The organism is Actinomadura flavalba DSM 45200, assembly GCF_000374305.1.
Lineage (GTDB): Bacteria > Actinomycetota > Actinomycetes > Streptosporangiales > Streptosporangiaceae > Spirillospora > Spirillospora flavalba.
The window spans coordinates 1121189-1139187 of the sequence record NZ_KB894093.1 but is presented as its reverse complement, the minus strand read 5'-3'; the positions used below and the strand labels follow the sequence as shown (position 1 = coordinate 1139187).

Sequence of the window (17999 nt, the reverse complement as noted above, 5' to 3'; positions counted from 1 at the left end):
GTTTCAGCCGACGTCGGGCCGGACGGACACGACCTCGAACCGGCCTCCGTCGATCATCGCGTCCTGGAGGCAGCCGCGCAGCCGCCGCAGCGCGTGCTCGCCCAGGGCGGGTTCGACGACGACGGCGTACCGGTCGCCGCCGAGCGGGGCGACGCCGCCGCCGGTCAGGTAGGGGCGGGTGGAGCCTCGGCAGTACTCCCAGAGCCGGGTGACGAGCGTCCCGGACGTCTCGGCGGCGGGGCCGTGGGTGCGCGCGGCGACGACGAGGGTGCTGGTGGGCGCGTCCGGCGGGGCGTCGGGGCGGTCCTGGGTGTGCTCGGCGATCTCCGCGACGGCCAGGCCCGCGACGAGGGCGATCGCGACGGCGGCGAGCGCGGTGCGGACGCCGCGTCCGCGCCGCTCGGGCGGTTCGGGCGCGCCCGCCAGGACGCCGCCGGACGGCGGCGTGAGCACGGCGGGGACGACGGCGCGGCGGCCGTCGCCCCGTCCGAACGCGGCGGCGATCCGCTCGACGAGCGCGGCCAGCGCGGACACGACGATGCCCGCGCCGAGCAGGACCGGGATGAAGACCCCGTACCGGTCGGCGTCGGACTCCAGCCAGCGGAACCGGGGCGTCCCGGGCGCGGCCTCGCCGTACGGGGCGTCGCCGGGCGCCGTCCGCTCGGCCAGCAGCGCCTCGATCCGCCGCAGCCGCGCCGCCCCCGCCACCGCGACGAGCACGACCAGCGCCACGATCAGCAACTGCCCCGCCATCAACGCCCGCTGCCACTCCCACCGCGCCGTGTACACGACGAGATACGCCCCGGTGAACACGACCATCGCCCCGAGAGCCCCGACCACAAGCCTCCGGATCACGTCACCGACTCCTCTCCGGTGGGGGTGGGTTCGACGGAGCCGGTGTCGCCGTCGACGACGACGCGGGCGCCGGGCGGGAAGCGGTCGAGCGCGCCGCGCAGGCCGACGACGGTGGGCACGCCGAGTTCGCGGGCGAGGATCGCCAGGTGCGACAGGGGGCTGCCGGTCTCGGCGACGAGCCCGGCCAGCGCGGGCAGGTCGGTGGCGAGGCCGGGCGCGAGGGTGCGGACGACGAGCACCGACCCGGGCGGGGGAGCGCCCGGACCGGTGTGCACGGGCCCGGCGCCGCGTCCGCCGCCCGCCGGGCGCGCGCCGCCGGACGGGGCCGCCTCGGCGACGACGCGGTCCCCGGCGAGCCGGAACGCGGCGGGCAGCGGCGCGGCGGCGGGCGGGACGGGACGGCGCCCGGCGTCGGCGGGCAGCGGCCCGCCGCGCAGCGCCGCCGCCACCTCGGCGTACCGCAGCGCCCGGACCTGGCCGGGCTCGGGCAGCGCCCCGGCGGCGGTGAGGCGGCGTCCGGCCGTCCAGGCGAGGCGGGCGCCGAGTTCCTGCACGAGCCGGATGCGGGCGCGCAGCAGTTCGCGCGGCGCCGGGGGCCCGGCCACCGGCGTCGCGGCCGGGGTTCCGGCGGGGAGCCGGACGGCGGGCCCGATCGCGGGCGGGACGAGGGCCAGCACGGCCGGATCGGCGGCGACGATCTGCGCGTCGGTCCGTCCGGCCGCGCGGCCCCGGCGGAGCGCGGCGAGCCCCCGCGCCGCCGCGCCCGCGCCGTCGCCCTCGGGAAGCAGCGACCCGGCCAGCGCCTCCAGCCCGTGCAGGGCGGTGAGGGCGGCGCGGGTCCAGTCGAGGGCGGCGGCCAGTTCGGGGTCGTCCAGGTCGGCGGGCGGCGGGACGGCGGCGAGCGCGGCGTCCACGTCGGCGGCGGTGGCGCGCGCGAGGGCGGGCAGCCCGGCGCGCAGCCGTCCGGTGCGCCACGCGGCGCCGAGCCGCCGCGCGGGCGGGACCGGGTTGAGCGGCCGCAGCCGGGACGGGCGGCCCGGCGCGGCGCCGAGACGGCGCAGGTCGGCGGCGGCGCGTCCGCCGACCGCGACGACCGTGGGGCGGCGCAGCGCGCGGCGGCCCACGGCGCCCGCGAGCACCAGCGCCTCCCCGAGCCCCCGGTCGAGGGGGCCGAGCCACAGGTCGGCCTCCAGCGGCGCGAGCGCGTCGGGCAGCGTCTCGGCGACCGGGCCGGGGCCGAGCAGCCGGGCGCGGCGCGGCGGGACGGGCGCGAGCGCCGTCACCGGACGGCTCTGGAGCAGCCACAGCCGGCCGTCGCGGTCGAACGCGAACTCGATGTCCTGCGGGCCGCCGAACACGGCGGCCGCGCGGGCGGCGAGCCGGGCCAGCTCGCGCAGGCGGCGGCGTTCCAGCGGCCCGCCGGACGGGTCGTCGCACTCGGCCGGGACGGGACGTCCCCGGCGGGTCAGCACGTACCGGACGCCGTCCACCTCGCCGCCGACCAGCTCGTGCGGCGCCCCGTTCACGGCCGAGACGACGACGCGGTCGGTGCGGCCGTCCACCGGGTCGGCGCCGAACAGGACGCCGCCCGCCGCCGCGTCGAGCTGCGGCTGGAGCAGCACGCCCATGGTGCCGTCCCCGTCGGCGGACGCCCGCACGGCCGCGACGGCCTCGGTGCAGGCGGTCCAGCCGCGCACGTCGAGGACGGACAGGAAGCGTCCGGCCATGGACGAGACGGCGCCGTCCTCGGCGGTGGACGACGACCGCACGACGAGCGGCCGCGCGGCGCCGTCCAGCGTCTCCCACGCGGCCCGCAGCCCGGCGTCGCCGGACGGGTCGGGATGCCCGACCGGCACCACGAACCCGGGCAGGACGGGTAGCCCGTGCCGCGCCGCGCGGGCCAGGTTCGCCGCCTTCGCCCCGGTCCGCCCGGGGTCTCCGGCGGCCGGGTCGGTCAGCGGCAGAGTGCGGTGGAGGGGTTCGCTCGCCGACACCGTGGACTCCGTTCTCCGGGGGGCCGCCCTCCTGCCAGAATCCCTTTTTCGCACCGGAAAGTCCTCCCTCCGTAGTGCTGTCCTCACCTTCCTCCCGAGGGGTGGTCCGGGCGGTTGTCCATCGTCCGGAGGGCGGAGATCACCCTGAAACCGGCCCGCCCTACGATGGGCGCACCTAGGCGGAGGGGGCACGGATGGGGCTGCGCTGCACCACGGGCGGCGGCACCGGCACGATCACGATCGACCGGCCGGAGAAGCGCAACGCGATGACGGCCGACATGTGGCGCGCCGTTCCGGTCCTGCTCGACCGGCTGGCCGCCGACACCGGCGTCCGCGTCGTCGTGCTGACGGGCGCGGGCGGCACCTTCTGCGCGGGCGCCGACATCGGCGAACTGGCCTCGATCGACCGCTCCGACGCGGGCCTGTCCACGCTCGCCGAAGAGGCCCTGGCCGCGTTCCCCAAGCCGACGATCGCCGCCATCGACGGCTTCTGCGTCGGCGGCGGCTGCCAGCTCGCCGCCGCCTGCGACCTGCGCTTCGCCACCGAACGCGCCCGCTTCGGCATCACCCCGGCCAAACTCGGCATCGTCTACCCCGCTCCGGCGACGGCCCGCATCACCCGGCTCGTCGGCCCGTCGGCGGCGAAGTACCTGCTTTACTCGTCCGACCTCGTCGACGCCCCGCACGCGCTGCGCGTCGGGCTGGTGGACGAGATCGTCCCGGCGGACGGCCTGGCCGCCCGCGTGGAGGCGTTCGCGGCGACGCTGGCGTCCCGGTCCCTGCTCACCCAGCGCGCCACGAAGGAGATCGTGGACGCCGTCGCGGCCGGAGCCCCGATCGGCGACCTGGCGACGGCGTGGCTGGACGAGGCCGCCGCGTCCGGCGACACGGCCGAGGGCGTCGCGGCGTTCCTCGAACGCCGCGCCCCGAAGTTCACCTGGACGGCGCCGCGCGGCTGAGCCGTCAGCCTCCGGCGGGCAGGTCGCGGAAGCGGGCCGGGGGCAGGCGGTGCAGGCGGGCGGCGGCGTCCTTGGGGTCGTCGAGCAGCGCGGTCGCGTCGCTGCGGCGCAGCTCCGCCAGCGGCAGGACGCCGACGACGTACTCCTCCGGCGTCCGCGCGACCAGCAGCGGGCCGAGCTGCGCGGCGCCCGGCCCGGCGGTGCGGAGGCCGTCGAGCAGGTCGCGGATCGGGTTGCCGTCGCCGGGGTCGTTGAGCGCGCCGAGGAGTTCGAGGAAGTCGGTCTCCAGGGCGCGCGGGCTGCGGCCGGTCAGATAGCAGCGCAGCCGCCAGCCCGTCTCGGGGTCCTCGCCGGGGATGGTGAGTTCGGCGTGCAGGCCGTAGCGCAGCGCCAGCCGTTCGAACGCCTCGGTGAGCGCGGGCCGCGCGTCGGTCGCGGCGACGCCGCCCGCGACCGTGTCGGTCGGCGGGGCGCCCAGCGACGCGGCGACGGCGGCGTCCAGCCGGCGGGCCAGATGGTCGCGGAGCGCGACCAGTTCGCCGGTGGCGCGGTCGAGCGCCGCGCCCTGCCGGGACAGGCGCTCGTTCACGTCGGGCAGCAGCCGGTCGTTGATCTGCGCGATGACCGAGCCGACGCGCGCGCCGGTCTCCTCCTGCGCCTTGCGCACCTGCGCGACGTCCTCGGCGTTGGCGGCCACGCGATGCCGCAGGTCGGCCAGCTCCGACCCCGCGGGCCCGCGCCTGCGGTCGAACGCCATGTACAGCTCCAGCCCGGCGATCGTCAGGCAGAGCACCACCAAGATCCACGTCATCGGAGCCTCCCTTGGCTCGGCCGCCGAGCACGATGCTCCCATCGTGCTGCCTGAACGGCATCCTGCGGCGGAAAAGTGGGTCGTTGCTCTCCTTCGTCCCGCGCGATCCCGCGTTGCTCGTTTACCGGCCGAGGTAGGCGAGGACGGCCAGGACGCGGCGGTTGTCGTCCGGGGCGACCGGAAGGTCGAGCTTGGTGAAGATGTTCGCGGTGTGCTTGGTGACGGCGCGTTCGGTGACGACGAGGCGTTCGGCGATGGCCGCGTTGGAGCGGCCCTCCGCCATCAGCTCCAGCACCTCCAGCTCGCGCGGCGTCAGCCGGGCCACGCCGGTGTCGCGCCCGCCGCGCGCGACGAGGCGGGAGATGACCTCCGGGTCCATCGCGGTGCCCCCGGCGGCGACGCGGCGGACGGCGTCCACGAACTGCGCCGCGTCGAACACCCGGTCCTTGAGCAGGTAGCCGATGCCGCCGGTGCCGTCGGCCAGCAGCTCGCGGGCGTAGAGCTGCTCGACGTACTGCGACAGCACCAGCACCGGCAGGCCCGGCACCTCGCGGCGCGCGGCCAGCGCCGCCTGGAGGCCCTCGTCGGTGAACGACGGCGGCAGCCGGACGTCCACGACGGCGACGTCCGGCCGGTGCTCCAGCAGCGCGCGGCGCAGCGACGGGCCGTTGTCGACCGCCGCGACGATCTCGAACCCGTGCGCCTCCAGCAGGCTGACCAGGCCCTCCCGCAGCAGGGCCAGGTCCTCGGCGAGCACGACCCGCATCAGCGGGCCGTCAGGTGGTCGGCGCGCACGGCAGCTCCAGGGTCACGACGGTCGGGCCGCCGGGCGGGGACGACACGGCGAGCACGCCGTCGAAGGTACCGAGCCGCCGTTCGACGCCGCGCAGCCCGGTCCCGCCGTCGAGGCTCGCGCCGCCGCGTCCGTCGTCGGTGACCGAGACGCGCAGGAGGCCCGCCGTCTGCCGCAGGTCGATCCAGACGCGTTCCGCGTCCGCGTGCTTGGCGGCGTTGGTCAGGATCTCCGCGACGGCGAAGTAAGCGGCGGACTCGACCGGCGCCGGGGGACGCCCGTCCAGCTCGGCGGTCACCTCGACGTCCAGCGGGTGGTCGAGGGCGAGCGCGCGGACGGCGTCGGCGACGCCCCGGTCCGCGAGCACCGGCGGGTGGATGCCGCGCACCAGGTCGCGCAGCTCGTGCAGCGCCTGCGCGGACGACTCGCGGGCGCGGGTCAGCAGCAGCCGCGCCTTCTCCGGGTCCTTGTCGAGCAGGTGCTCGATCGCGCCGAGGCTCATGCCCATCGCGACGAGCCGGGCCTGCGCGCCGTCGTGCAGGTCGCGCTCGATGCGGCGCAGCTCGGCGGCGGACGCGTCCACGGCGTCCGAGCGCGACGCGGTCAGGTGCCGGACGCGCAGCTTGAGCCGGGACGCCTCGGTCGGGCCGAGCAGGAACGCGCCCCACCGGCCGTAGGCGCCGACCAGCCTGGGGCCGAACGCGAAGCCGAGCGCGATGAGCAGGACGCCGAGCGCGGCCGTCCCGAACTGGAGCAGCGGCCGGTCCGGATAGTCCGCGCCGACCGGGATGAACAGGTACCAGTCCCCGCCGCCGTTCCGGACGAGCACGTCGCCCGCGAAGGCGGTGAGGAGCAGTCCCCAGACGCCCTCCGCGATGAGCAGCGCGGGCAGCGCGGCGGTGAACGCGCCGACGACCGGGTCGGCGGCGAGCCACGCGGTGTCGCGCCAGGTCGCCGGGTCCGACAGGAGCCGGGCGAAGCGGCGCACCGCGTTCTCCCCGGCGACCTCGGGCAGGTACGGGCGGTCGATCGCGACGCCCGTCCGGGCGCGGAGCAGGCCGCGCACCGTGTCGAGCAGGCCGCGGATCGCGACGAGCACGACGGGCGTGAGCAGCAGGCCGATCCCGACGCCGGTCAGCGTCAGCGACGTCAGGAACAGGCAGTACAGCAGCGTGCCCGGGACGAACAGCAGGTACAGGCCGAGGCCGCGCCAGGGGGCGAGGAGGTGCCGCCGGAGGGGGGTTTCTTCGATCATGGTTCGAGTCTCTTCGCGCGTCGCCGGCCGCGCACGGGGGTCAGAACGCGGCCCGGGGGTGTAGTTTCCTCCACCCCTACAGCGGTGTGAAGATCAGGCCGCGCTTCTTCAGCTTGGGCAGCACGTCCTTGAGCGCCGCGAGCGTCTGCGCGCGGTCGCCGCCGCCGTCGTGGCAGAGCAGGATGTCGCCCGCCTTCGTGCCGAGCATCGACCGGCGGATGGCGCCGACGCCCGGCCGCGCCCAGTCGCGCGGGTCGACGGCCCAGTCGATCGGCAGCATGTCGTGCTCGGCGATCGCGTCGTAGACGCGCGGCGACCAGCCGCCGCCGGGCGCGCGGAAGAAGCCGGGCACGATGCCGGTCGTCTGGGCGATGAGGTCGTGGGCGTCCACGATCTCCCGCTTGATCTTCTTCGCGGACGCGTGGCTGAGCGTGGGGTGCGTCATCGTGTGGTTGCAGATCTGGTGCCCGGAGTCGGCGATGCGCTTGGCGATCTTCGGGAACTCGCGGACCTGCTCGCCGATGATGAAGAACGTCGCCTGGACGTCGTGCTCGGCCAGCAGGTCGAGGACGCGGGGCGTCCAGGCGGGGTGCGGCCCGTCGTCGATCGTCAGCGCGATCGTGTTCGGCGGCGGCGCGGGCACCAGCTCGGTGAGCCTGCGGACGGGCTGCTCGGCGGTCGTGATCGGCTCGGCCGTCCACGGCGCGGGCCGCAGGGTCGGCGTCGGGGTGGGCGTGGGGGTCGGGGCGGGCGACGGGACGGGCGTCGCCGCGTCCACGGGCGTCCGGGGCCCCGGCACCCCGGCCCGCTCGATCCCGTCGCCGCGCGCCCCGTCCGCCCCGAGCCCCACCAGCCCGGCGGCCCCGAGCGCCCACAGCGCCCGCCGCCGAGTGAGCAATCCCCGCACACTTTCCGCCACAACCCCTACGGTAGCGGGCAACCCACCCACCCAGGGACCGGTTCAAATCACCGAAGATGACCGTCCGCTATGCGGGGCCGGGTGGAGGCTACGCCCGGAACGGGCCGGTCACGCAGTAGGTGATGCCGCCGGTGGACGCGCCGGAGGGGCCGCGCTGCGAGGAGAAGTACAGGCGGTCGCCGGACGGGTTGAAGGCCGGGCCGCAGATCTCCGAGGACGACTGGCCGTCGATGCGCAGGAAGACGGAGATCTGGCTGTTCGGGGTGATCAGGCAGATCTCCATGTTGCCGCCGTCCTCGGCGACGTACAGGTCGCCACCGGCGGAACCGGTCACGTTGTCCACGCCGGTGAGCGGCGGCGTGCCCGGAGAGACGAGATCGTCGTCGTACGCCAGTTCGTAGGTGTTGTTCGCCAGATTGACCTGCCACACCCGGTTGTCGCCCTTGGTGGTGAACCAGACCTTTCCGTCCGCGTAGTGGCAGCCTTCGCCGCCGTTGAACCGCTTCGCGCCCGACACCTGGTTCCGCGTCTCGGTGGGCGATCCGTCCGGGTCGGGGACGTTCGCCCACGTGAACGAGCCGGACGTCGCCGTCCCGGCGCGCAGCACCTGGAGCGTCCCGGACGCCAGGTTCCCCCACGACGACGGGACGAACCGGTAGAAGCACCCGTCCGACTTGTCCTCGGTCAGGTAGATCGCCCTCCGGACGGGGTCGGCCGCCGCCGCCTCGTGCGTGAACCGTCCCATCGCGGGCCGCGCCACCGCCGTCCCGCCGAACGGGTACGTCTCCCACACGCGCCCGGTGCTCGTCTCCTCGCACGACAGCCACGTGTTCCACGGCGTCCTGCCGCCCGCGCAGTTGTTGTTCGTCCCCGCGAGAATCCGCGACGCGGCCGTCGAGTTCCCCGCCGCGTCGAACCGGATCATCGACGCCCCGCCGCCGGACCCGCTCGCCATCTCCGAGTTCGACACGTAGATCCACCCGCCGCCGTCGGCGAAGCACGCGCCCCCGTCCGGCGCCGAGTGCCATCGGTACGACGTCCCCGGCACGTTCTGCCCCGACCGCGCCACGACCTTGCCGGTGAACCCGGCCGGCAGCCGGATTCCGTTGGCGTCCGGCCCCTGCAACGCCCCGTACGGGCCGACCCCGTTCTGCGCCGGAGCGGCCAGCGCCGCCCCCTGCCACAACGACCCCGAGAACGCGGCCACCCCGCCCCCGACGACGGCCGTACGAAGAAACGAGCGACGTTCCATCCCAGAACTCCTCGCGAAAAGGGGACCACGTCCCCGTGCAGCCGCGACCGTATTCCGATTCGGAGACGTACCCCGGTGCGCCGGGTGAACGCCCGGCGTCCGGGCGGTGGCGCCGCCGTCCCCGGCGCCCCGCCACGGGACGCCGGGGACGGGAGCGTCAGGACGTGCGGGAGCGGCGGAGCAGCAGGGCTCCGCCCGCCGCGACGGCGAGGGCCGCCGCGGCGCCGCCGAGCCACAGCCAGCCCGTGCGGGACGAGCCCTCCGTCGAAGCCGCCGGGGACGCCGACGGCGCCGGGGCGGCGGGGGCCGCCGGCGGGGTGTCCGCCGCCTCGACCGTGAACGTGAACCGGCCCGTGATCGGGTGGCCGTCACTGGCCACGACGCGCCAGCCGACCGTGTACCGGCCGCCCGGAAGGCCCGGCTTGACCGCCTGGACGACCTTGTTGTCCGTCGCCTGCGCGGCGCCCTGCTCGTGCCGGGCGCCGTCCGGGCCGGTCAGCACCACGCGCGGCACCATCACCGGGTCGTTGTAGGTGAGGGTGATCGACGTGGGCGCCGCGCCGGACGAGTCCGCCTTCGGGTCCGTCGAGCGCAGCGTCGTGTGCGCCGACGCGGGCGGGGCCGCGACGGCGAGGAACGCCCCGGCGGTCAGGGCGAGGGCGGCGAGGCGCTTCATGCGCGCCGCCGTCCGCGCGCGAGGCCGAACGCGCCGACCGCGAGCCCGGCGACACCGGCGCCGAGGCCCGCGCCGCCGAGCAGGCGGGCCGTCCCGTCCGAGGAGTCGGCCGCGACGCTCGGCGCCGCGACCTTCCGCGCGGCGGGCGCGGCGTCCGTGAGCGTGAGGACGGGCGCCGGGTGCTCGGGCTCCGACCCGTCCGCCGCGGGCGGCTGGTCCCACTTCACGACCTCGCCGCCGGTGTACGTCTGCTCGGCCGGGAAGACCATCCGGTCGATCTCGGGCAGCGGCCCGAGCGAGACGTCGAACTCCTCGAAGTTGCCCGGGTCGATCCTCCCGCCCGACCAGGTGATCGTCGAGACGGCCTCGGTGAGCTTCGACCCGTGCGCCTCGACGGGCTCGTCGAGCTTGGACTTCTCGACCTTCACCGTCCATCCCGGCGTCGGCCGGACGGACACGAACGCGATCGGGTGGTCGAGCGGCAGCCGCACGACGACCTTGTTCGTGGAGGCGTCGTCCCGCTCGTTCGGGACGCGGAAGGAGACCTTGCTGAATCCGCCCTTCTCCGCGCTGCGCGGATTGGCGGTGACGTGCGCGGACGCGGCGGTCGCGCCACAGGCGAGCGCGGCGGCGGTGCAGGCGGTGAGTACGGCGATACGCCGGACGGCCATGGAATGGCTCCGTTCGAGAAAAGACGAGAAAGGGGGTGACGTCAGGAACTCGAACGGAAAGGCGGCCCGCGCCGCGCGACGTCATGCCGCAACAGCAGCCCGATAGGCCGCACCGGAACGGAGTACACCGGAAGCGCGACGGCAGGCGGCACCGGCAGCACGACGCGCAGCGGCAGCAAGGGCCGGAACAGCGCCCGCCGCGCCAGCGACCACGCGGCGCGCTCGCCGCGCCGCAGCCACCACGCCGAGACGCACGCCGCGCCGGCGTGCGCGGCCGTCATCCACGACCCGCCGGCGTGATGCGCGGGCGCGAGCGCCGGATGATGCCCGAGCAGATCGGGCGACGCCCCCGCGTACAGGCTGTGCAGCGCGAACTGCCCGCCCAGCAGCACCCCGCCGATCACCGGCAGCGACCGCTCGTGACCGGCCAGCGCGTACGCGACGAGGACGGCCCCGGCGAACCCGCCGAGCAGCGTCCCCGGCGGCACCGGCACCGCCGACGCGGACGCGTGCGCGACCGCCGCCAGCACCGTGCACACGGTCGCGAACACCACCGCGCGCGCGGCGCGGTGCTGCGGGACCGGGGGCGTGGAGGTCATCTCGCAGTCATCGTACGGCGGGGAGCCCCGTCGCGGTTCACCGCCGTGACGCGCCCTACATCTGGGGTTGCGGCGCTCGGGGCCAACAAGATGTAGGGTCTTGCCTCGTGCTGGTTCGCCCTCCGCCAGGGGGCGTCGCAAGAGGGAACCCGGTGGAAATCCGGGACTGCCCCGCAGCGGTGAGCGGGAACGACCGCCGTCAAGAGCACTGGCCCGCAAGGGCCGGGAAGCGACGGCCAGTAGGCCGCGTCCGTCCGGACGCGTCGCCCGCGAGTCCGAAGACCTGCCAGCGCGGACGTCCAGGCTCCGAGGGAGGGCTACGGGCGGGATGCGTCATGCCTTCCGTTCGCGCTGCCCGGTGCCGCAGGCTCGCGAGGGGATGAGGGCACGTGACACAGGAACTGATCGCACCGGCTCCGGTTGCCGGGCTCGCCGAAGGTCTCGCCGCCGAGGTGGAGCGCGCGTGCGCCGGGCTGCCCGGCGCCGACCCGGCCCGGCTGCTGGCCGCCGTCCGCGGCGGCGCGTCCGACGCCGGGACGCTGCGCGAACTGGCCGTCGGTGAGGCCGCCGCGCTCGTCGCCGTCGAACCCGCCTACTCCAAGGTCGCCGCCCGGCTGCTGAACGCGCACATCGCCGACGAGGCCGCCGCCGAAGGCGTCACGTCGTTCTCCGCGAGCGTCGCCGCGTCCGCCGCGCAGGGCCTGCTGAACGGGGCGACGGTCGCGTTCGTCGCCGCCCACGCCGACGAGCTGGACGCGCTGGTCGACCCGTCCGCCGACGACCGGTTCGGGTACTTCGGCCTGCGCACCGTCTACGACCGGTACCTGCTGCGCCACCCGGTGACGCGCCGCGTCCTGGAGCGTCCGCAGCACTTCCTGCTCCGCGTCGCCTGCGGCCTGTCCGACACCGTCGCCGACGCCGCCGAGCTGTACGCGCTGCTGTCCACTCTGTCGTACCTGCCCAGCTCCCCGACGCTGTTCAACTCCGGCGCGCACCGCCCGCAGCTCTCGTCCTGCTTCCTGCTCGACTCGCCGCGCGACGAACTGGAGTCGATCTACGAGCGGTACGCGCAGGTCGCGCGGCTCAGCAAGTACGCGGGCGGCATCGGCGTCTCGTGGACGAAGGTCCGCTCGCGCGGCTCGCTGATCCGCGGCACCAACGGCCACTCCAACGGCATCGTCCCGTGGCTGCGCACGCTCGACTCGTCCGTCGCGGCCGTCAACCAGGGCGGGCGCCGCAAGGGCGCCGCGTGCGTGTACCTGGAGCCGTGGCACGCCGACGTCGAAGAGTTCCTGGAACTGCGCGACAACACCGGCGAGGACGCCCGCCGCACCCACAACCTCAACCTCGCCAACTGGATTCCGGACGAGTTCATGCGCCGCGTCGAGGCCGACGCGACCTGGTCGCTGTTCGACCCGAAGGAGGTCCCCGAGCTGGCGGACCTGTGGGGCGACGACTTCGACGCCGCCTACCGCGCCGCCGAGGCGGCGGGCCGGTTCGTCCGGCAGGTCCCCGCGCGCCGCCTCTACGGGCGCATGATGCGGACGCTGGCCGAGACCGGCAACGGCTGGATGACGTTCAAGGACGCCGCCAACCGCGCCTGCAACCAGACCGCCGAGCCCGGCAACGTCGTCCACCTGTCGAACCTGTGCACGGAGATCCTGGAGGTCACCAGCGACGGCGAGACGGCCGTCTGCAACCTCGGCTCGGTGAACCTCGCCGCGCACGTCGGCCCGGACGGCGTGGACTGGGCGCGGCTGCGCACCACCGTCCGCACCGCGATCCGCTTCCTCGACCGCACCATCGACCGCGGCTTCTACCCGACCGAGGAGGCCCGCAAGGCGAACACCGCGTGGCGTCCGGTCGGCCTCGGCACGATGGGCCTCGCCGACGTCTTCTTCGCGCTGCGCCTCCCGTTCGACTCGCCCGAGGCGCAGGCGCTCTCGACCCGCATCGCGGAGGAGATCGCGCTCGCCGCCTACCAGGCATCGGCCGACCTGGCCGAGGAACTGGGCACGCTGCCGAACTACGCGCAGACGCGCACCGCGCGCGGCCAGCTCCACCCGGACCACTTCCCGGACGCGTCGCCCGTCCTGACGGACGAGTGGGCGGCCCTGCGCGAGCGCGTCGCCCGCGTCGGCCTGCGCAACTCGCTGCTCGTCGCCCTCGCCCCGACCGCGACGATCGCGTCCATCGCGGGCTGCTACGAGTGCATCGAGCCGCAGGTGTCGAACCTGTTCAAGCGCGAGACGCTGTCCGGCGAGTTCCTCCAGATCAACGGCTACCTCGTCGCGGATCTCAAGCGCCTCGGCCTGTGGACGCCGGCCGTCCGCGAGGCGATCAAGCGCGCGAACGGCTCCGTCCAGGGCCTCACCGACCTGCCCGCCGAACTGCGCGAGCTGTACCGCACGGCGTGGGAGCTGCCGCAGAAGGCGCTGATCGACATGTCGGCGGGCCGCACCCCGTACATCGACCAGGGCCACTCCCTGAACCTCTTCATGGAGACCCCGACGATCGGGAAGCTGTCGTCCATGTACGCCTACGCCTGGCGCAAGGGCCTCAAGACGACGTACTACCTGCGCTCGCGTCCCGCGACCCGCATCGCCCAGACCACGATCTCCTCCACCGTGCCCGACCCCGAGGCGGTCGCCTGCTCCCTGGAGAACCCCGAGGCGTGCGACGCCTGCCAGTGACCGCCGCCGCCTGAACTAAAGGACTCGCAATGCTGCTGGACCCCGGCATGGACCTCACCCTGCGTCCCATGCGCTACCCGGACTTCTACGAGCGCTACCGCGCCGCCATCCGCAACACGTGGACGGTCGAGGAGGTAGACCTGGCCTCCGACCTGTCGGACCTGGCCAAACTGACCCCGGCGGAAGTCCACCTCGTGAACCGCCTGGTGGCCTTCTTCGCGACGGGCGACTCGATCGTCGCGAACAACCTCGTGCTCAACCTGTACAAGCACGTGAACGCCCCCGAGGCGAGGCTGTACCTGTCCCGCCAGCTCTTCGAGGAGGCCGTCCACGTCCAGTTCTATCTGACGCTCCTGGACACCTATCTCCCGGACGCCGGCGAGCGAGCCAAGGCGTTCGCGGCGATCGAGCACATCCCGTCCATCAAGCAGAAGGCCGAATTCTGCTTCCGCTGGATCGGCTCCATCGACGACCTGAACGAACTCACCACCGCAGCCGACCGCCGCGCCTTCCTCCTCAACCTCATCTGCTTCGCGGCCTGCATCGAGGGCCTCTTCTTCTACGGCGCCTTCGCCTACGTCTACTGGCTCCGCTCCCGCGGCCTCCTGAACGGCCTGGCCTCCGGAACCAACTGGGTCTTCCGCGACGAGTCCATGCACATGGAGTTCGCCTTCTCGGTAGTGGACACGGTGAGAGCCGAAGAACCAGAACTCTTCGACGGGAACCTGACCACCCAGGTAGTCCAAATGATGGAAGAAGCGGTAGAAGCCGAACTGGAATTCGCCCACGACCTCTGCGGCCCCGGCCTCCCCGGCCTGAGCGCAGAGGACATGCGCCAGTACCTGGAGTACGTGGCCGACCAACGCCTGGTCCGCCTGGGCTTCCCCGCCCGCTACGGAACAGCGAACCCCTTCGCCTTCATGGAACTACAAGACGTCCAGGAACTCTCCAACTTCTTCGAACGCCGAGTCTCCGCCTACCAAATCGGAGTAGAAGGCAACGTAGCCTTCGACGAAGCCTTCTGACCCACCGAAGCCCACGGAACCGCGGCGCGACAATGCGCCGCGGGCCCGCTTTTGGTTGCGCTCAGCCTGCTTCCGCGTCTGTCGGAACGGCGGTCGCTCGCATGAGGTTCAGGATGTCGGCGATGGTGTCGACGTCGGTGGTGTCGCGGAAGACGGTGTCGGGGTCGCCGAGGCGTTTGAAGGGGGGTTCGTAGAGGTCGCCGACGTCCAGGTGGCCGTTGGTGGTGAGGGAGTCGATGATGAGATCGAGGAAGTGGTACTCGGCCGGGGTGAGGTTGCGGCCCCGCTGGAAGTCGGCGAAGGCGCGGACGGCGGTCTCGCGGCTCAGGCCGGTGAGGGAGCGCAGGAACAGCCCGAAACCCTTGTGGTCTTCGGCGACGCGGTCGATGTCGGTTTCGGTGCCGAAGCCCAGGTCGAGGAACACGGACGTGAGTTCCTCCAGGTCGGCGCTCGTGATCTGCTTGCCGCGCACCAGCTTCTGCACGACGAGGTTGTCGCTGTGGCTGCGGAGGTAGGTGCGGACCTTGCGTTCGAACTTGGTGCGGTCGGTGCCGACCTCCAAGCCCCTGAGCTCGGCGTGCGTGAGCTCGCCGAGCTCGTCCTGGAAATCGCTGTAGATGATCGCGCGGTGCCGCTTGGGCAGTAGCCGGACGAGGCCGCGCATCGTGCGGCGCATGGTCTCCAGCATGGGCAGGGTGACGTCCTGCCACCATTCGTCCCCCGCCACGTCGGTGATGAACTCGGCGTTCTGCCGGACCGCCGGGTTGCGGAGCGTGGTCGGGTCGAGCAAATCCTCGGCGATCCGCTGCACCTGAAGCATCAGCGCGGCGTAACCGGGATCGCCTTCAAGCCGCCCGAGTTGCAGGCGCAATGCCAGCAGGTCGAACCGCTTGGCCTCCTCGCCGTTCTCCTCGTCCTTGTAGGACGAGGGCAGACCGGCCAGCTTCTCCGTCAGCTCATCACGCTTTTCGGCGGTGATCTGCTTCCAGGACTCGGGATCGAGGTAGGTGTCGACCTCGCGCAGATGCCGCCGCACCTCGACGCTGTCCCGGTTCATCCCGGCGACCTCGGCCCGCAGCCGGACGGCGACATCGTCGCGAAGAGCGACGTCGGCCGCGGCAGCCGACGGCGTCTGATCCAGCGCGTGCAGCAACGTGGTGCGCTGGGCGAACAACCGCTCGGCCAGCGACTTCTGCACGTTCCCCTGGCCCTCCGGAACGTCCGCGTTGAAGTACTCCACGTTGCGAGCCAGGTCGAAGACGACGAACTGCTGCTTGTCCTGACCGGGCCCGAACAGGTCCGGGCACAGCCGTGTCCCCCGTCCGATCATCTGCCAGAACTTCGTCTTGGACCGGACGGCCTTGGCCAACACCAGGTTGACGACCTCGGGAACGTCGATCCCGGTGTCGAGCATGTCCACGGAAACGGCCATGCGCAGGCCGGAGTCGGCGCGGCGGAACTCGTCGATGAGCAGTTCCGCACCCCGGGTCTTGTGGCTGATTACGCGTGCGAGCTCGCCGCCGTACTCGGGGTAGAGCAGGTTGAACCGCTCGACGATGAACTCCGCGTGCCGTTGGTTGCGCGCGAACACGATCGTCTTGCCGAGCCGGTCACCGCCCTCGACGCGATAGCCGTACTGCATGACCGTCTGAAGCATCTTGTCGATGGTGTCCTCGTTGAAGAGGAACCGGTTGACCTCGCCGGCGGTGATCTCGGTGGGCGCGCCGTCGTCCGCGTCCCACTCGAGTTCGTCCCAGCGCTCCTTTTCCTCTTCCGACAGTTCGTCGTAGCGGACACCGCGCTGCGGGAACTTCAGCGGCACGTTGATGGTGAACGGGCCGACGAGATAGCCGTCGGCCTTGGCCTGCTCCAGGTCGTAGGCGTCGGTCGGGTTCCCCTCTTCGAGGTTGAAGATCCGGTAGGTGTTGCGGTCGACCTCGTTCTTGGGCGTCGCGGTCAGGCCGACCAGCAGCGCGTCGAAATGATCGAAGATCGCGCGGTACTTGTTGAAGATCGACCGGTGCGCCTCATCCACGATCACCAGGTCGAAGTAGCCCGGCCCGAACCGCCGCTCGCCGCTGTCGGACAGACTGTTGATCAGGTTGAGCATCGTCGGGTACGTCGAGACGAACACCCGCGCGCTGTCGTCCTTCTCCAGCAAGAGATTCACGGCCGGGGTACCGCCGAGGTGCTCCTTGAAGGCGTTGAACGCCTGGGACACCAGTTCCTTGCGGTCGGCCAGGAACAGCACCCGCTTGACCCAGCCCGCTTTCTGCAACAGGTCGACCAGCGCGATCGCGGTACGCGTCTTGCCCGAGCCCGTCGCCATGACCAGGAGGGCCTGACGCTGGTTGTCCCGGCCGAAGCGCTCACCGACCCGGCGGATCGCACGGGTCTGGTAATAGCGCTCGACGATCTCCTCGTTGATCGGAGCACTGTTGAGCGCCTGCCGGGACGCGCGCCGCATAATGAGCGACCGCAGTTCGTCTTTGGTGTAGAAGCCCTGGATCGGGCGGGGCGGGTACTTGTTGCCGTCATCCCAGATCCACGTGTCGTAGCCGTTGGTGTAGAAGATGACCGGCCGCTGCCCGAACTCGCGTTCCAGCGCCTCGGCGTACCGGCGGGCCTGCTCCTGCCCTTCGAGCGGCGAATGCGTGGTTGCCTTGGCCTCGACCAACCCCAGCGGCCGGCCGTCGTCGTCCCACAGGACGTAGTCGACCTTGCCCCGGCCGGACTTAGTCGACGCCAGCCCGGTCACCGGGTACTCCCGGTCCTCGGCCTTGTCGAGCGTCCATCCGGCTTCCCGCAGCAGCAGGTCGATGATGTTGGCCCGGGTCGTGGCCTCGTCGTAGTCGTGGGTATCGGGACGCCGGGAGTTCGCGGCCTTCGCCGCCTTGATCTGCTCCCGCAGCCGCTGCACTTCCTCGCTGAGCCCCTGGCTGCGCCGCCGCTCCTTGGCGAGGTCTTCTTGCTGCTGGGCGTAACGCTCAGCCTGCTTCTTGAGCTCCTCCCGCTTTCGCTGCCGGACCGACGAGGGCTCGGGCACCGGGATGCGGGACACGTCGAACGCCAGCCCGGCTGGCGGAATGTCGACCTCATGCTGCGCGTAGTTGCGGGCCAGCCAGTACAGGACGTGGAACAACTCGGCGGCGGTACGCGTGGCGTCCTTGCTGTGCACGTGCGCGGTCGAATGCACGGCAGAGTTGCCCTGACGGCGGATCAGGTCCATCTTCGTCCGCAGCGCCGGTCCGACGAGATTGACGAGCGTCGGTTCGTTGATCGCCGCATCGAGGCCGCGCCGGTACGGCTCCCGCAGCGACTCGTCGGCCTTGTACAACCAGTTCAGTGCCAACTCGATCGTGCGTCGCGCGTAGAAGCACGACGTCCGCGGATCGGCCACCGCCAACCGCTCAGCCCTAAACGCCTCGCCGTACAGCTCCGGCCACTCCGCCTTGAGAAACTCGAAGTTGCTCACGACAACCGCCCCATCCCCCGAA

14 protein-coding genes and 1 riboswitch are annotated in these 17999 nt (G+C 73.0%); of the genes, 3 read left to right on the top strand and 11 right to left on the bottom strand.

The genetic code is table 11. The features are described 5' to 3' along the window. Positions 1-3: 3 nt before the first annotated feature. Both C229_RS29470 and C229_RS35705 read right to left on the bottom strand, forming a co-directional pair. Positions 4-855: a hypothetical protein gene (locus C229_RS29470; RefSeq protein WP_155884603.1), complete on the bottom strand. Its 852-nt coding sequence runs from the start codon at positions 853-855 to the stop codon at positions 4-6. Then, positions 852-2849, bottom strand: a complete 1998-nt coding sequence (locus tag C229_RS35705) for a PEP/pyruvate-binding domain-containing protein (protein WP_018654007.1) — start codon at positions 2847-2849, stop codon at positions 852-854. The genes C229_RS29470 and C229_RS35705 overlap by 4 nt, the downstream gene beginning before the upstream one ends. Positions 2850-3043: 194 nt before the next feature. Here C229_RS35705 and C229_RS0105115 point away from each other — a divergent pair, with 194 nt between their 5' ends. Further along, positions 3044-3808, top strand: coding sequence for an enoyl-CoA hydratase/isomerase family protein (locus C229_RS0105115; RefSeq protein WP_018654006.1), 765 nt, complete (start codon positions 3044-3046; stop codon positions 3806-3808). A 4-nt stretch (positions 3809-3812) separates the two neighbouring features. On the opposite strand, the gene C229_RS0105110 is transcribed toward C229_RS0105115, so the two are convergent. The 8 genes from C229_RS0105110 to C229_RS32610 all read right to left on the bottom strand — a co-directional run bounded on the left by C229_RS0105110 (position 3813) and on the right by C229_RS32610 (position 10784). Beyond that, a complete protein-coding gene (locus C229_RS0105110; RefSeq protein ID WP_018654005.1) occupies positions 3813-4619 on the bottom strand; it encodes a hypothetical protein in 807 nt (268 codons plus the stop codon). Between the two features lie 121 nt (positions 4620-4740). Then, complete coding sequence (locus C229_RS0105105) at positions 4741-5385, bottom strand: LuxR C-terminal-related transcriptional regulator (protein ID WP_018654004.1); 645 nt, start codon at positions 5383-5385, stop codon at positions 4741-4743. Positions 5386-5395: 10 nt separating this feature from the next. Next, entirely contained in the window at positions 5396-6667 is a 1272-nt protein-coding gene (locus C229_RS0105100; RefSeq protein WP_018654003.1) for a sensor histidine kinase, read from the bottom strand. 76 nt (positions 6668-6743) lie between these two features. Further along, on the bottom strand, positions 6744-7586 hold the full coding sequence (locus C229_RS0105095; protein WP_026313453.1) for a polysaccharide deacetylase family protein: 843 nt from the start codon (positions 7584-7586) through the stop codon (positions 6744-6746). A gap of 88 nt (positions 7587-7674) precedes the next feature. Continuing rightward, entirely contained in the window at positions 7675-8838 is a 1164-nt protein-coding gene (locus C229_RS0105090) for an alkaline phosphatase PhoX (RefSeq protein ID WP_018654001.1), read from the bottom strand. Positions 8839-8995: 157 nt separating this feature from the next. After that, complete coding sequence (locus tag C229_RS0105085) at positions 8996-9514, bottom strand: copper resistance CopC family protein (RefSeq protein WP_018654000.1); 519 nt, start codon at positions 9512-9514, stop codon at positions 8996-8998. Further along, positions 9511-10185: a YcnI family copper-binding membrane protein gene (locus C229_RS0105080; RefSeq protein WP_018653999.1), complete on the bottom strand. Its 675-nt coding sequence runs from the start codon at positions 10183-10185 to the stop codon at positions 9511-9513. Before C229_RS0105080 ends, C229_RS0105085 begins: the two co-directional genes overlap by 4 nt. A 41-nt stretch (positions 10186-10226) precedes the next feature. Then, positions 10227-10784 carry a hypothetical protein gene (locus C229_RS32610; RefSeq protein ID WP_018653998.1) on the bottom strand — a complete coding sequence of 186 codons (558 nt, stop codon included), beginning with the start codon at positions 10782-10784 and terminating at the stop codon, positions 10227-10229. Positions 10785-10878: 94 nt separating this feature from the next. Then, a riboswitch (cobalamin riboswitch) is annotated at positions 10879-11089 on the top strand. Positions 11090-11173: 84 nt separating this feature from the next. Here C229_RS32610 and C229_RS0105070 point away from each other — a divergent pair. Next, on the top strand, positions 11174-13477 hold the full coding sequence (locus C229_RS0105070) for a ribonucleoside-diphosphate reductase subunit alpha (RefSeq protein ID WP_018653997.1): 2304 nt from the start codon (positions 11174-11176) through the stop codon (positions 13475-13477). A gap of 29 nt (positions 13478-13506) precedes the next feature. After that, positions 13507-14502 carry a ribonucleotide-diphosphate reductase subunit beta gene (locus C229_RS0105065; protein ID WP_018653996.1) on the top strand — a complete coding sequence of 332 codons (996 nt, stop codon included), beginning with the start codon at positions 13507-13509 and terminating at the stop codon, positions 14500-14502. Between the two features lie 61 nt (positions 14503-14563). On the opposite strand, the gene C229_RS0105060 is transcribed toward C229_RS0105065, so the two are convergent. Continuing rightward, positions 14564-17977 carry a DEAD/DEAH box helicase family protein gene (locus tag C229_RS0105060; protein WP_026313452.1) on the bottom strand — a complete coding sequence of 1138 codons (3414 nt, stop codon included), beginning with the start codon at positions 17975-17977 and terminating at the stop codon, positions 14564-14566. Positions 17978-17999: the final 22 nt, after the last annotated feature.